At 75.1% G+C, this 13,451-nt stretch carries 16 protein-coding genes; 12 read left to right on the top strand and 4 right to left on the bottom strand.

Annotated elements, in window-relative coordinates:
- Nucleotide 1: 1 nt before the first annotated feature.
- From HL054_RS03860 to HL054_RS03810, 11 genes are read left to right on the top strand one after another with little or no spacing between them, the layout of a single operon-like run.
- On the top strand, nt 2–358 hold the full coding sequence (locus HL054_RS03860; protein WP_369137436.1) for a DsrE family protein: 357 nt from the start codon (nt 2–4) through the stop codon (nt 356–358).
- 19 nt (nt 359–377) lie between these two features.
- Nucleotides 378–1,544, top strand: coding sequence for a beta-ketoacyl synthase N-terminal-like domain-containing protein (locus tag HL054_RS03855; RefSeq protein WP_369137435.1), 1,167 nt, complete (start codon nt 378–380; stop codon nt 1,542–1,544).
- Entirely contained in the window at nt 1,541–3,109 is a 1,569-nt protein-coding gene (locus tag HL054_RS03850) for an MFS transporter (RefSeq protein WP_369137434.1), read from the top strand. Before HL054_RS03855 ends, HL054_RS03850 begins: the two co-directional genes overlap by 4 nt.
- Entirely contained in the window at nt 3,106–4,947 is a 1,842-nt protein-coding gene (locus HL054_RS03845) for a carboxyl transferase domain-containing protein (RefSeq protein ID WP_369137433.1), read from the top strand. Before HL054_RS03850 ends, HL054_RS03845 begins: the two co-directional genes overlap by 4 nt.
- On the top strand, nt 4,944–5,501 hold the full coding sequence (locus HL054_RS03840; RefSeq protein ID WP_369137432.1) for an acetyl-CoA carboxylase biotin carboxyl carrier protein: 558 nt from the start codon (nt 4,944–4,946) through the stop codon (nt 5,499–5,501). Before HL054_RS03845 ends, HL054_RS03840 begins: the two co-directional genes overlap by 4 nt.
- The gene (locus HL054_RS03835; RefSeq protein WP_369137430.1) at nt 5,498–6,913 is read left to right on the top strand and encodes an acetyl-CoA carboxylase biotin carboxylase subunit; all 1,416 of its coding nucleotides are present in this window, start codon (nt 5,498–5,500) and stop codon (nt 6,911–6,913) included. The genes HL054_RS03840 and HL054_RS03835 overlap by 4 nt, the downstream gene beginning before the upstream one ends.
- Before the next feature lie 5 nt (nt 6,914–6,918).
- On the top strand, nt 6,919–7,170 hold the full coding sequence (locus tag HL054_RS03830; protein WP_369137429.1) for an acyl carrier protein: 252 nt from the start codon (nt 6,919–6,921) through the stop codon (nt 7,168–7,170).
- On the top strand, nt 7,167–8,093 hold the full coding sequence (locus HL054_RS03825; protein WP_369137428.1) for a 3-hydroxyacyl-ACP dehydratase FabZ family protein: 927 nt from the start codon (nt 7,167–7,169) through the stop codon (nt 8,091–8,093). The genes HL054_RS03830 and HL054_RS03825 overlap by 4 nt, the downstream gene beginning before the upstream one ends.
- A gap of 1 nt (nt 8,094) precedes the next feature.
- Complete coding sequence (gene fabG, locus HL054_RS03820) at nt 8,095–8,829, top strand: 3-oxoacyl-[acyl-carrier-protein] reductase (protein ID WP_369137427.1); 735 nt, start codon at nt 8,095–8,097, stop codon at nt 8,827–8,829.
- The gene (locus HL054_RS03815; protein WP_369137426.1) at nt 8,826–9,548 is read left to right on the top strand and encodes a DsbA family protein; all 723 of its coding nucleotides are present in this window, start codon (nt 8,826–8,828) and stop codon (nt 9,546–9,548) included. Before fabG ends, HL054_RS03815 begins: the two co-directional genes overlap by 4 nt.
- Entirely contained in the window at nt 9,545–10,465 is a 921-nt protein-coding gene (locus HL054_RS03810; protein ID WP_369137425.1) for an alpha/beta hydrolase, read from the top strand. The genes HL054_RS03815 and HL054_RS03810 overlap by 4 nt, the downstream gene beginning before the upstream one ends.
- On the opposite strand, the gene HL054_RS03805 is transcribed toward HL054_RS03810, so the two are convergent.
- Nucleotides 10,402–11,274, bottom strand: coding sequence for a helix-turn-helix transcriptional regulator (locus HL054_RS03805; RefSeq protein WP_369137423.1), 873 nt, complete (start codon nt 11,272–11,274; stop codon nt 10,402–10,404). The genes HL054_RS03810 and HL054_RS03805 overlap by 64 nt on opposite strands.
- Nucleotides 11,275–11,414: 140 nt before the next feature.
- On the opposite strand from HL054_RS03805, the gene HL054_RS03800 reads away from it, so the two are divergent.
- Entirely contained in the window at nt 11,415–11,945 is a 531-nt protein-coding gene (locus HL054_RS03800; RefSeq protein WP_369137421.1) for a hypothetical protein, read from the top strand.
- Between the two features lie 117 nt (nt 11,946–12,062).
- On the opposite strand, the gene HL054_RS03795 is transcribed toward HL054_RS03800, so the two are convergent.
- The 3 genes from HL054_RS03795 to HL054_RS03785 are packed head-to-tail and all read right to left on the bottom strand — an operon-like array spanning nt 12,063 to nt 13,385.
- Nucleotides 12,063–12,536, bottom strand: coding sequence for an SRPBCC family protein (locus HL054_RS03795; RefSeq protein ID WP_369137420.1), 474 nt, complete (start codon nt 12,534–12,536; stop codon nt 12,063–12,065).
- A 1-nt stretch (nt 12,537) separates the two neighbouring features.
- Nucleotides 12,538–13,020, bottom strand: a complete 483-nt coding sequence (locus tag HL054_RS03790; protein ID WP_369137419.1) for an SRPBCC family protein — start codon at nt 13,018–13,020, stop codon at nt 12,538–12,540.
- A complete protein-coding gene (locus HL054_RS03785; protein ID WP_369137418.1) occupies nt 13,017–13,385 on the bottom strand; it encodes an ArsR/SmtB family transcription factor in 369 nt (122 codons plus the stop codon). The genes HL054_RS03790 and HL054_RS03785 overlap by 4 nt, the downstream gene beginning before the upstream one ends.
- Nucleotides 13,386–13,451 lie beyond the last annotated feature (66 nt).

Raw genomic sequence — 13,451 nt, 5'->3', positions numbered from 1 at the left:
GATGGCCCGCACCCCCGTCGCCGTGCTCGGCGTGGTCGAGCAGCCCTACCGCGGCTCCACCGAGCGCGCCTACGTGGACTGCTTCTACCTGGCCCGCGTCCTCAACGCCCAGCTCGGCGACCTCGACCTGCTGCTGCGTGGGGAGGCGGTGCTCGTCGCCCTGCAGGGCGAGGGCCCGGCCGCCGACCCGACCGCGGCGCTGCAGCACCTCCTCGACGACGGCGTCGACGTCCTGCTGGACGGCGACGACCTCGACCGGCTCGGACTCGACCGGGCCGACCTGCTCGCCGGCGTCCAGGTCACGTCCGGCGAGCACGCCCGGAGCTGGCACCAGTACCAGGCCGTGTGGTTCCTCTGACCCTGCCAAGGAGACCGTGATGACGATCGTGCCCACCCTGCCCGGCCCGGCCGGCACCCAGCTGCGGGACGAGCACCCGGACGACGCCCGGAGCCGGACGAAGCCGCAGGTCCTGGCCCGGATCACCGGCTGGGCCATGCACAGCCCGGCCGGCGACACGCCCCCCGCGGCGGCGCAGAGCGTGCTGGCCGGGGCGAGCTGCGCGAGCGCCGTCGACCCCGCGACGGCCGGGCCGTACGCCCGGGCGTGCCGGGTCCCGGACTTCGACCGGGTGCGGTCCCTCGGCCGCAAGGGCACCCGCACCATGGACCGGGCGACCGCCCTGGCCGTCGCCACCGTCGCCGGTCTCGGACCGGACGTCGTCGGGCACGGACGGCCGGACGCGGTCGGCACCGGCCTGGTGCTGGGCACCGCGATGGGCAGCGTGCAGAGCACCATGGACTTCACCCGGGACGCGCTCACCGGCGACCGGCCCTACCTCGTCGACCCCGCCCGGTTCCCGAACACCGTGATGAACTTCGCGGCCGGGCAGTGCGCCATCTGGCACGGACTGCGCGGGCCGAACGCCACGGTCATCGCCGGCCGGGTCACCGGGGTGGCCGCCGTCCGCTACGCCATCCGCCTGCTGACCCTGGGCCACGCCCGACGGGTCATCACCGGGGCGGTGGAGGAGCTGTCGCCCCAGCGGGGCTGGCTGGAGAGCCACCTGCCCGGCGGCCCGGAACGGCTGCTGGGCGAGGGCTGCGGCGTGCTGCTGCTCGAGCCCGCCGAGACCGGCACCGCCGGTCCGGTCGGGGACGTGGTCGCGGTGGAGACCGGGCTGGCCGCCTCCCCGGAGGCGACGCGGCGGGTGCTGGGCAGGGTCGCCGCCGCCGCCCTGGACGCGCTCCCCCCCGGCGCCGTGCTGGACGTGCACGCCCCCTACGACGACCGGCCGGGCTCGGTCGAGGCCGACGCGCTGACCGCCGCGCTGGGCGGACGCCCCCGGCCGCGGGTGCTCCCGACCACGACGACGCTCGGGGACTCCGGCGCGGCGTCGGCGGTCCTGCAGACCCAGGTCGCCCTGGGCGCCCTGCACCTGCGGTCGACCGGCCGGGACGGCTACGCCCTGGTGACGTCGCTGGACACCGAGGGCGTCGTCGGTGCCCTGCTGCTCCGCCACCAGTGGCAGGACGCCCCCCGATGACGCACCTGGCCACCGACCGGCGCCGCGGCGAGCAGGACGCGGACCGGCTCCGGCGCCCGGGCCTGGTCCTCACCGTGCTGGTCGGCGCCCAGCTGACGATCTGGATCGACAACACGATCCTCACCGTGGCGCTCAAGACGCTGGCCGACCCGGTCGTCGGGCTCGGCGCGTCGCCGGAGGCCCTCGCGTGGTCGCTGAACAGCTACACGCTCTCGTTCGGCGCCTGCCTGCTGGCCGGTGGCGCCCTGGGCGACCGGCTGGGCCGCCGCACCGCCCTCGTCGCCGGGATGATCGTGTTCGGTCTCGCCTCGGCGTGGGCCGCCTGGTCGACCAGCACCGGTGTGCTGATCGCCGCGCGGGCCGTGATGGGGGTGGGCAGCGCGCTCGTCGTGCCGGCCACGCTGGCACTCATCCGCTCGCTGTTCGACGGCGCCGCGCGCACCCGGGCGGTCGCGCTGTGGTCGGCGGCGAGCGGGCTGGCGATCGCCATCGGTCCGCTGCTCGGCGGCTTCCTGCTGGAGCACTTCTGGTGGGGCTCGGTCTTCCTGGTCAACGTGCCGGTGGTCGTCGTGTCCGTGATCGGCGCGCTGCTGGTGGTGCCGGAGGTGCGGCCGGCCGAGCAGGCTGACTTCGACCTGGTGGGCGTGCTGCTCTCGGCGACCGGTCTGGGCCTGCTCGTCTACGGGATCATCGAGGGGGGACGCCGCGGCGACTGGCTCGAGGTCCAGGTGTGGGGAGCGGTCCTCGGCGGGCTGCTGGTGCTCGCCGCCTTCGTGCTGTTCGAGCTGCGGACCCGCACGCCCAGCTTCGACGTCCTGCTCTTCGTCGACCGCACGTTCGCGGCCGCCAGCATCGGTGTCGCGCTGACCTTCTTCGGCCTGGTCGGCTCGATGTACTACTCGGTGTTCTACCTGCAGGGCGTGCGGTCGCTCGACCCGCTCGAGTGCGGCGTGGTGCTGGCCCCGGTGGCCGTCGGCGTGCTGGCCGGCGCACCGCTCGGGATCCGGCTGGCCCGCGCCGTCGGGCCGCGCGCTGCCGCGGCCCCGGCGCTCGTCGTGGTCTCGATCAGCCTGCTCGGGTACGCCGTGCTCGAGCAGGACACGCCGCTGTGGCAGTACGGCGTCCTCCTCCTCGTCCAGGGCCTGGCCATGGGCGTGGCCATCGCACCGCTCACCGACGCGGTGGTGACCGTGCTGCCGGCGGCCCGGGCCGCGGCCGGCGCGGCGGCGACCTCGGTGCTCCGCCAGGTGGGCGCCGTCCTCGGGGTGGCCGTGCTCGGCTCGCTGCTGGTCAGCGGGTACCGCCGCGACGTCGCCGACCTCGCCGACTCGCAGCCACCGGCCCTGGCCGGCGCGATCCGGGAGTCCGCCGAGGCCGGCCGCGCCGCCGCCGCGGCCGCGGACACCCCCGAGCTCGTCCCGCCCATCGACGTCGCCTTCATCGACGCCATGCACACCACCACCGTCGTCGCCGCCGCCGTCGCACTCCTCGGTGCCGTCGCCGTCGCCGTCGCCATGCCACGCCGTGCGCGGTGGACCGAACTCGTCAACGGGAGGCAGCAGTGAGCACCCAGCACCTCGACACCCCGACCGCGGTCGCACCGGGGGGACCCCCGGTCGCCGTTCCGCCGACCACCCGTCCGGAGCCGCCCCCGACCACGTGGCGCGACGACCCGGTCGCCCGCATCGACGCCCTCACCGACGACGGCTGGGCCCGCTGCCCGGCCTGCGGCGCCCTCAGCCCCCGCGCGCACCGGGAGCAGCAGCACGGCGTGTGCGGCGGCTGCGGTGCGCATGCGCGGCTGGACGCCTGGGCCAGGATCGGCTCCCTCGTCGACCGGCACAGCTTCGCCGAGGTGGACGCCGACCTGACCAGCACGGACCCGTTGCAGTTCGTCGACCGGCTGCCCTACGTCGAGCGGCTGGCCGGCGCCCGACGCGCCACCGGCCTGCAGGAGGGGGTGGTCGTCGGCACCGCCACCATCGACGGGTCCCCGCTGGTGCTGGCGGTCATGGACTTCCGGTTCATGGGCGGGAGCATGGGCGTCGTCGTCGGCGAGAAGGTCGTCCGCGCGGCGGAGCTGGCCGCCGGGGGCGGTGCGGCCGGGACGGGCGCGCCGGTGCCGGTCGTCGTCGTGGCCGCCTCCGGCGGGGCCCGCATGCAGGAAGGGCCGCTGTCGCTGTGGCAGATGGCGCGGACGTCGACCGCCTTCGGGGTGCTGCGCGAGCTCGGGGTGCCGAGCATCTGCCTGCTGACCGACCCCGTGTACGGCGGCGTGGCCGCGTCCTTCGCCTCGCTGGCCGACGTGATCATCGCGGAGCAGGGCGCCCGCGCGGGGTTCGCCGGGCCTGCGGTGATCGCCTCGACCGTGCGGGCCGAGCTGCCGCCGGGGTTCCAGACCGCGGCGTTCCTGGCCGAGCACGGGCAGGTCGACATGGTCGTCGGTCGCCCGCAGCTGCGGACCGTGCTCTCCCGGCTGCTGCTGATCGCGAGCTCCGACGTCCGGGCGCCCACGCCGCGCCCGCCCGCTGCCGCACCGGAGGAGGAGACGTCCAGTCCCCCACCGGCCCCCCGCGACCGGCCGGACGACGGCGGCGCCTGGCAGGCCGTGCGGTCCGCCCGGGACCCCTCCCGGCCGACCGGTCAGCGCTACGTCGAGGAGATGGTCGACGGCTTCCTGGAACTGCGCGGGGACCGCGCGCGGGCGGACGACCCGGCGGTCCTGGCCGGGATCGGGTTGCTGCGGGGGCGCCCCGTCGCCGTGGTGGCCCAGAGCAAGGGCCGCGACGTGCACGACCGGCTCGGTCACAACTTCGGGATGGCCCAGCCGTGGGGCTACCGCAAGGCGGTGCGCGTGGCCCGGCTCGCCGAACGCTGGGGGATCCCGCTGGTGACCCTCATCGACACCCCGGGCGCCTTCCCCGGGGTCGAGGCGGAGCAGCACAACCAGAGCGCGGCCATCGCCGAGGCGATCCTCGCGCTGTCCGCGCTGCGCACGCCGGTCGTCGCGGTGATCATCGGGGAGGGCGGCAGCGGCGGCGCCCTGGCGCTCGCCACGGCCGACCGGCTCCTCGCGCTGGAGGGCGCGGTGCTGTCGGTGATCAGTCCCGAGGGCTGCTCGAGCATCCTGTTCGGGGACGCCAGCGAGGCGCCGCGGATGTCCCACGCGCTGCACCTGCGGGCCGGCGAGCTGCGCCACCTCGGCGTCCTGGACGGCGTCATACCCGAACCCCCGACCGGCGCCCCGCCGTCGGCGACCGTCCAGGCGGTCGCGGACGCCGTCGCCGCCGAGCTCGACGCCCTCGACGGGGTCGGCCCCGAGGAGCTGGTCCGGGCCCGGCGCCGGGCCATCCGGGCGCGCGCCAGCCACCGCCCGACCGAGGTCCCCGGCGGTGTCCGGTGACCGACCTGGCCGTGCCGGCCGACGACGTGGCGACCGTGGTGCGGCTGCAGCCGGTGGTCGAGCACCTCGGCCGGACCGTGCGCGAGCTGGGCCTGCAGGAGGTCGTCGTCCGGCTGGGGGCGGAGGAGGGCGGCGGTGCCCGGCTCGAGCTGCACCTCCGCGCCGGCGGCGGTGCGGTCGGCGGGCCCGTGCACGCCGACGGGCGCGCCACGCCCGCGCCGGCCGCGCTCGACCCGTCGCCGGCCGCGCCGGTCGCCGAGGGACCACCCGCCGGCGCACCGGCGACCGCCGGGGAGCCAGGCGCCGTCGTCGTCGCCGCGCCGCTCGTGGGTGTCTTCTACCGCCGGCCGACGCCCGACGAGCCGGTGTTCGTCGAGGTCGGTGCCGAGGTGGCCGTGGGCGACCCGATCGGCATCGTCGAGGCCATGAAGATGATGAACCAGGTCCCCGCGACGGTGGCCGGGACCGTGCTCGCCGTGCACGTCCCCGACTCCGAGATCGTGGAGTACGGGCAGTCGCTGGTGAGCATCCGGCCGCACCCGGTGGCGCCGTGAAGCGGGTGCTCGTCGCCAACCGTGGTGAGGTGGCGGTGCGGATCGTGCGAGCCTGCCTCGACCTGGGGCTGGAGGTCGTCGTCGCGCACTCCGAGGCCGACCGCGACGGTCTCGCCGTCCGGCTGGCCACCGGGGCGTTCTGCATCGGTCCGGGGCCGGTCGCCCAGTCGTACCGCAACATCCCGGCGCTGCTGTACGCCGCCGCCCGGGTCGGAGCGGACGCGGTGCACCCGGGGTACGGCTTCCTCGCCGAGGACCCGGTCTTCGCCGCGGCCTGCGAGGACGTCGGGCTGACCTTCATCGGCCCCACCGCGCAGACCATCGGCATGATGGGCGACAAGATCGGCGCCCGCGCCCTGATGGCCGAGTCCGGCGTGCCCATCCTGCCCGGCTCCCCCGGCGCCCTGCGCGACGTCCGGGAGGCCCGTGCCGTGGCCGACGCCGTCGGCTACCCGGTGATCCTGAAGGCCGCCGCCGGCGGTGGCGGACGCGGGATCGCCGTCGTGGCGTCCTCGGCCGGGCTGGACGCCGCCTGGAGCGAGATCGCGGCGACCTCGCGCAGCCTGTTCGGGGACGCCCGGGTGTTCCTCGAGCGCTACGTCGAGGCTGGTCGGCACGTCGAGGTGCAGGTGCTCGGCGACGGCACCGACGTCATGCACCTCGGCGAGCGCGACTGCTCGGTCCAGCGCCGGCACCAGAAGCTCGTCGAGGAGTCCCCTGCCCCGAACCTGCCCGGCCGGACCGTCGAGCTGCTCCGGGAGGCGGCCGAACGCGGGGCCCGCAGCATCGGGTACCGCAGCGCGGGCACCTTCGAGTTCGTCGTCGACCGGGCCGGCGCCCCCTACTTCATCGAGATGAACACCCGGCTCCAGGTCGAGCACCCGGTCACCGAGCACTGCTGGGACGTCGACCTCGTGGCCGCCATGATCGACATCGCCCGCGGTGGCCGGCTCCCCGCTCGTGCGCCCGGCCCTCGCGGGTGGTGCATGGAGGCCCGCGTCGTGGCCGAGGACCCGGCCCGCGGCTGGCTGCCCAGCGCCGGGCCGGTCGGCCGGGTCCACCTCCCCGGGGGCCACGGGGTGCGCGTCGACAGCCACCTGCAGTCCAACTCGGTGGTGTCCCCGCTCTACGACTCGCTGCTGGCGAAGGTGATCGCCTGGGGCAGCACCCGTGAGGAGGCGCGCACCCGCCTGCTGCGCGCCGTCGGCGAGGTCGAGGTCGAGGGGATCACCACCGACACCGGCTTCCTCGCCGCCGTGCTGGCCAGCCCGGAGTTCGCGGCCGGCACCCACGACGTCGACCTCGCCGGACGGCTGTCCGCCCAGCTGTCGAGCCAGCCCACGACCGCCCGGCCCGCCACCACGACCCCCACCACGACCCCCAGCACGCCCACCCACCTGACAGGGAGATGACCGAGATGAACGCTGTTGTCGACAAGGAAGAGCTGCGCCGCACCATCGCCGGCACGCTGGACGTCGACGTCACCGAGGTGACGGACGACGCCCACTTCACCGACGAGCTGGACGTCGACTCGCTCATGGCACTGGAGGTCATGGTCGTCCTGGAGCGGACCTACGGGGTCAAGCTGGACGAGAGCCGGTTGCCGGAGATGACCTCCTTCCAGCGGGCCTACGACCTGCTGCTCGAGCACACCGGGCAGCGGGCATGACCACGGCGACCAGTCCCGGCCGGACCGCCCGCGCGTCCCGGGTCCCGGTGCGCGTGGTCGACCACCGGCCCGACGGCGGGCTCGTCTCCGCGACCTTCCCGGTCGACCTCCCGGTCCTCGCCGGGCACTACCCCGGGTTCCCGATCGTGCCGGGGGTGCTCCTGGTCGAGGTGGCGGAGCAGGCCGCCCGCGCCCTCGCCGCCCAGCCGGCGATGCGCTGGACCGGCATCCCCGCCACCCGGTTCCGCAGCCCGGTGCTGCCCGGGGACGCCGTCCTGGTGGACGTCCGGCTCGAGGAGTCCGGCGTCGGTGGGACGACCGCCCGCTGCGTCCTGACCGTGGGTGGACGCCCGGTCGCCGACGTGCGGCTGGTCTTCGTCGGTCCGCTCGCGCCGGACTCCCCCGCCGCCGGCCGGCCGGCGGCGGACCCGTCGCCCGACCCGGTGGCGTACCCCTGCCCGCACCGTGACCTGCGCTCGGTCCTCCCGCACCGCCACCCCATCCTGCTGGTCGACCGGGTGACGCGGGTGGTGCCGGGGCTGTGGATCGAGACCGTCAAGGCGATCTCGGTCAGTGAACCGTGCATGGCCGACGAACCGACGACGGCGGCCTATCCCTGGCCCCTGACGGTGGAGTCGTGGTGCCAGTCCGCCGGGCTGCTCGCGGCCTGGACCGCACCCAACCCCGACGTCCTCACCGGGGACGTCATGCTCTTCGGCGGCATCTCCGGCATCGAGCTGCACCGGGCCCCGCACCCCGGGGAGTTCCTCGTGCACCAGGCGGAGCTGGTCCGGGAGGCCGCCGGGACCCAGATCGTGGCGGGTACGACCCGGGCCTCCGACGGAGCGCTCGTGATGCGGGTCGAACGGATCACCATGGTGCGCCGCCCGGCGTCCGTGCTCACCGGGACGGGGGACGCCTGAGATGGGCCGGGTCGCACTCGTGACCGGGGGTTCCCGGGGCATCGGCCGCGCCGTGGTGGAGCGGCTCGCCGACGACGGCTACGACGTCGCCTTCTGCTACTCCTCCCGCGGTGATGCCGCCCAGGAGGTCGAGAAGGCGGTGCGGGAACGGGGCACCGACGTGCTGGCCGAGCAGGTGGACGTCACCGACGCCGACCGCTTCAAGCAGTTCGTCACCACCACCGAGGACACCCTGGGGCCGATCGACGCACTCGTCACCTGCGCCGGCATCACCCGGGACAACCCGCTGCTGCTGATGTCGCCGGAGGACTGGCAGCAGGTGCTGGACGTCAACCTGACCGGCACCTTCGTCGCGTGCCGCAGCGTCATCTTCTCGCTGATGAAGCGCAAGGCCGGGTCCGTGGTGCTGATGAGCTCGGTCGCCGGGGTCTACGGGAACGCGACGCAGACCAACTACGCCGCCTCCAAGGCTGGGATCATCGGCTTCGGGAAGTCCCTGGCCAAGGAGGTGGCCGGCCGCGGGATCCGGGTGAACGTGGTGGCGCCCGGGTTCATCGACACCGACATGACCGGCGGGCTCCCGGAGAAGCTGCGAACCGCGGCCGTGGAGCGGATCCCGGCCCACCGGTTCGGCACGGCCACCGAGGTGGCGTCGACGGTGTCCTTCCTCGTCTCCCCCGCCAGCAGCTACGTCACCAGCCAGGTGCTCGGCGTCGACGGGGGGCTGGCGCTGTGACGCGGGCCCTCACCGCGCGGAGACCGGCGGTCGTCACGCAGCCCCGGTGGTACCTCTCGCTGCGGAGCCCCTACTCGTGGCTGACCCTGCACGACGCGCCGTCCCGCCACCCCGACCTGTGGCGGGACTGCGAGCTGCGGGTCTTCTTCGAACCCGACGATCGCACCCGGGCCGACCTCGAGCCGCACCGCGCCGCCGTCCCCTACGTCCCGATGTCCCGGGCCAAGCACCTCTACATCCTGCGGGACGTCGCCCGGCTGGCTCGCGAGCGCGGCCTGCGGCCCACCTGGCCGGTCGACCGCGACCCGGTCTGGGAGGTGCCCAGCCTGCCGGTGCTGGTCGCACTCCGGTCCGACCCCGCAGCCGGGCGGGCGTTGGCCCTGCGGCTCACCCGGGCACGCTGGGAGGAGGCGCAGGACATCTGCGACCGGCAGGTGGTCGCCCGGTGCGCGACCGAGTGCGGGTTGTCCCCCGACCTCGGGAACAGCGTCGACGACCCGGCCGCCCGTGAGCTCGGCGTCTCGGCGCTGCGGGCGGTGCACGAGGACGGGGTCTTCGGGGTGCCGTACGTGGTGGTCGGGCGCGAGCCGTTCTGGGGACTGGACCGGCTCGCCGACGCCGCAGCCGCGCACGCCGCTCGGCGGGCCCCCGGCCGCGGCGACCAGCGCATGGGCGCCGGGACGGTCCCCGACGGTGACCACGCCGGGGGGTGCGGGTGAGCGGCGTGCCGCTGGCCGGCCCGCTCGGCCGGGCGCTGCGGGCACCGGTCGCGGTGCTGTACGGCGCGGTGCTGGCCCACCGGTTGTTCCACCCGCCCCGCCGGCCGCACCACCGCTCGCCGGCCGACGTCGCTCTCGCCCACCGGGCGAGCACGGTGCGGGCCGCCGACGGTGTGCCGCTGGACGTGTGGACCATCGCGGGCGACGGCCCGGACGTCGCGGTCGTGGGACACGGCATCGGGCTCACCAAGTCCGCGAGCCTGGCCCAGGCGCGGCTGCTGCACGACCAGGGGTTCACGGTGGTCCTCTTCGACCACCGGAACCACGGGGCCTCCGGGCGCGACCGCTCGGTGTCCGGGCTCTCGCGCCGGTTCACCCTGGACGTCGAGGCGTGCGTCGCCTTCGCCCGCGCCCAGGTGCCGGAGCCCAGGAGGACGCTGGTGTGGGGCTTCTCGTTCTCCTCGTTCCCCAGTGTGTACGTGCTCCGGGACCCGGCGGTGCCGGTCGACGCGGTGCTCTGCGACAGCGGGCCGGCGGCCACGCTCGCGCCGCTGTTCCAGGGGTTCCTCCGCGCCGGGGCGTTGCCCGTGCCCGCCCTGCTGCGAGGCCCCGGCACCCTGGACCAGGTCGCCCGCACCTGCGCCCGGGTCGCCACCGCCATGCTGTCGACCGCGTGGCCGCCACCGGCGCACCTCGGTCGCTTCGACCGGACGCCGATGCTCTTCCTCGTCGGCCGGGACGACCCGATCGTCCCGGTCGCCGAGGTGGCCGCACTGGCCGACCGCTTCCCGCTCGCCCAGCACGTCGTCGTCGGCGGGGGGCACCTGCGCGGCCTCAAGGACGACCCGGACGGCTACCGCGCGGCGGTGCTCGGCTTCCTCGCCGGCGCCGCTGCCCCCAGCGGCCGCGCCGGGTGAGCCCGCCGGCCCGTGGGCGGCCCCAGCGCACCGCCCTCCAGCCGCTGTCCGCCGGGCTGGTGGAAGAAGTCCAGCCACCCGCGCTCGGCGGCGAACACCCCGGCCTGGAAGCGGGACGTCGCGCCGAGCTCCTCCAGCAGGACGGCCACGTACCGCCGGTAGGTGCGCAGCGAGACCTGGAGGGTCCGCGCGGCCACCTCGTCCTTCTCCCCCAGTGCCAGCGAGGAGAGGATCTGGCGCCGCTGCGCCGTCGTGAGGCATCCGCAGGCGCCGTCGAGGGGTGGCAGGAGCCGTGCGTCGCGCCCCTGGCGGAGCAGGACGTCGGCCATGCCGATGAGGTTCGTGACCAGCGGTCGGGCACGGACCACCATCCCCGGCGCACCCGAGGACAGCGGCCGCAGCAGGGCCAGGTCGTTGTCGGTCACGAGCACCATGACCGAGTGGGCCTGCGGAGCGACCCGGACCACCGCGCCGGCCTGGACCAGGGTGTCGATGCGGGCGCGGGAGAGCGGATCGGTGAGGTCGTGCGGGCCGATCAGCAGCCGCACCCGCCGCCGCATGCGGGCAGCGGCGCAGAGCGCCTCGAAGATGGCCGGCGTCGACTCGATCGACGAGAGGGCGGCCGTCGCCAGCACCACGACCGAGGAGGTGGCGTCGGTGGCCGCCTGCGCGCCGAGGTCGTCGATGTCCTGTACCGACATCGTGTCCAGCCCGACCATGGGGTGGCCGGCGACGTCCCGCAGGCTGGCCAGCAGTTGCTCGGTCTGGCCGATGATGTCCTCGACGCCTGGACCGCTCTGTTCGGTCATCGAGTTCCTCTCGGACGCCGTCGTGGCCCCGTCGGGGATCACGGTAACGGTGAGGTGTAGCCCGGCGATGGAGGCAAGGTGACCGTGCGATTACGACACAGCTACTCAGTGCATCGATCTGCCATCGTGCGGAGTGCACCGTGACCGGCCTGCCGGACAGCTGGGGGGCCACCCCCGCGGAGCTGCAGGCGGGGTACCGCTGCGACGAGCTGGCGCCCGACGGCCATCGGCTGGTGCGCGCAGTGACCAGCGCAGCGGCCGCTCCGGAGGTCTACCGCTGGCTGTGCCAGCTCCGGGTGGCTCCGTACAGCTACGACTGGCTGGACAACTTCGGCCGGACGAGTCCACGGCGACTGGTCCCGGGCCTGGAGGAGCTGGCCGCCGGCCAGCGGGTGATGACGATCTTCGAGCTGGTCCACCACACGCCCGGCCGTGACCTCACCGTCACCATCCGGCCGGGCGTCGCGGAGCAGGTCTTCGGGCCGGTGGCGGTGACCTACCGGGTGATCGCCACCCCGGGCGGCAGCCGCCTGGTGGCAGTGTTGCGGATCGGTCACCGGCAGGACGGGCGGATGTCGTCGGTACGTCGTCGCCTGCTCGCCTGGGGGGACCTGCTGATGATGCGCAAGCAGTTGCTCACCCTCGCCCGGCTCGCCGAGGCGGGCGGCTGAGCGGCGCGGCCGTCATGCGGCTCACCTCCGCGGTGGGCGACCACGGGTCGGCGCCGGCTCCCGGGGCGCCTCCGCGACACCGCCCGCCCGGGTCGGGTCGGGTACCGACGCTGCGTCTCACCCCCCGGCGCCCCGGTGGGGAACCGGCCCACGGGGGCGCTGCTCGAGGAGCTCCTTGAGTCGGGCGAGGTTGGCCGGCATCTCCCTGCGCGCCTCGCGGCGGACGACGAGGGGCACGAGCAGCCGTCCCAGGCCATGACCGACGAAGTCGACGGCGATGTCCACGCGTGACCGGTGCTGGCCGAGCGGTTCGACGGTGACGTCGACGGCGGCGCGGATCGGCCCGTCGATGCCCCGGATGCGCCACGTCCGCGGTGGGTCGAGGTGCACCAGCTCCGAGGTCGAGGCCCGTTCCGCGCCGCCGATGCGGCGCACGGTGGTGCACCGGCCGCCCACCTCGGCCGCACCGCCGTCCAGGTGGCCGCTGACCACGCCTGCCTGCCATTCGCCGAAGCGCGCTGGGTCCGTGGCAAAGGCGAAGACGTCGTCGGCAGAGCGGTCGACCTCGGCGGTGGCGAGGATCGGGGGCACGTCAGCGCCCCTCGACCAGCAGGGCGGCGTAGCGGTCCAGGTACAGCGGCCAGCCGGCGTCGTCGGCGATCCCGTCCCGGACGGCCTCCCAGCCGGGGCCGTGCCGGTCGATCCTGCGGTGCTCCAGCTCGATGCGGGTGCGATGCCGTGTCTCGGCGATGAACCGCACCTCCACCTCGCTGGCGTTCTCCGGGCCGGCCACGAGCTGCCAGTCGGGACCGATGTCCCAGCTGAACACGACCCGCTCGTACGGCTCGTAGGCCAGCACCCGCGCCCAGCGGCACTCGCTGCCGTCCTCCGCGATGTCGACGATGTGCCCGCCGACCCGCGGCTCGAAGACGGTCCTCGAGATCGGCGCGGCCATGAGGTTGTGCTCGCGAGGCTTGAAGTCCCCGAACCTCTCGGTGAACACGGCGAACGCCCGCTCTTGGGGCGCCTCGACGACGACCTGCTTGCGGACGGCGGCGGCGTCTGCCTGCGTCATGACCTCTCCTGTCCTGGTTCGGCTCCTGGGTGGACGACGTGCTGTTCCTCGGTGTCGCCGGGGGGAGCGACAGCGTCCTGGTAGCCGGCGAGCGCCCGGTTCCAGTAGGTGTCGAGCTGGTCGCGCATGGCGGCGACGCCGGCCGGGTCGAGCCGGTAGATCCGCCGGGTGCCGGCGACCCGCTCGGCGACCAGGCCCGCGTCCTTGAGCACCTTCAGGTGCTGGGACACCGCCGGGCGGCTGATCGGCAGCGCGTCGGCCAGCTCGCCGACCGCCTGGGGTCGCTCGGCCAGCCGCTCGACGATGGCTCGCCGCGAGGCATCGCCCAGGGCGCTCCATGCATCGCCCGAGCGGTAAGCGTCCACGAACGGTGAGTCTCGACTTACACAAGTCGTTCGTCAAGGTGGCGGAGCCCGCACAGCAGCTGACGA

This window comes from Modestobacter versicolor, from assembly GCF_041028285.1.
Taxonomy (GTDB): Bacteria; Actinomycetota; Actinomycetes; order Mycobacteriales; family Geodermatophilaceae; genus Modestobacter; species Modestobacter versicolor_A.
The sequence above is the reverse complement of the archived record's forward strand: the minus strand, read 5'-3'. Positions and strand labels throughout refer to the sequence as shown.

What these genes read in the sequence shown, in the direction of transcription:
- HL054_RS03860 (WP_369137436.1), top strand. Translation starts at nt 2, where the DNA reads ATGGCCCGCACCCCCGTCGCCGTGCTCGGCGTGGTCGAGCAGCCCTAC.
- HL054_RS03855 (WP_369137435.1), top strand. Translation starts at nt 378, where the DNA reads ATGACGATCGTGCCCACCCTGCCCGGCCCGGCCGGCACCCAGCTGCGG.
- HL054_RS03850 (WP_369137434.1), top strand. Translation starts at nt 1,541, where the DNA reads ATGACGCACCTGGCCACCGACCGGCGCCGCGGCGAGCAGGACGCGGAC.
- HL054_RS03830 (WP_369137429.1), top strand. Translation starts at nt 6,919, where the DNA reads ATGAACGCTGTTGTCGACAAGGAAGAGCTGCGCCGCACCATCGCCGGC.
- HL054_RS03825 (WP_369137428.1), top strand. Translation starts at nt 7,167, where the DNA reads ATGACCACGGCGACCAGTCCCGGCCGGACCGCCCGCGCGTCCCGGGTC.
- fabG (WP_369137427.1), top strand. Translation starts at nt 8,095, where the DNA reads ATGGGCCGGGTCGCACTCGTGACCGGGGGTTCCCGGGGCATCGGCCGC.
- HL054_RS03805 (WP_369137423.1), bottom strand. Translation starts at nt 11,274, where the DNA reads ATGACCGAACAGAGCGGTCCAGGCGTCGAGGACATCATCGGCCAGACC.
- HL054_RS03790 (WP_369137419.1), bottom strand. Translation starts at nt 13,020, where the DNA reads ATGACGCAGGCAGACGCCGCCGCCGTCCGCAAGCAGGTCGTCGTCGAG.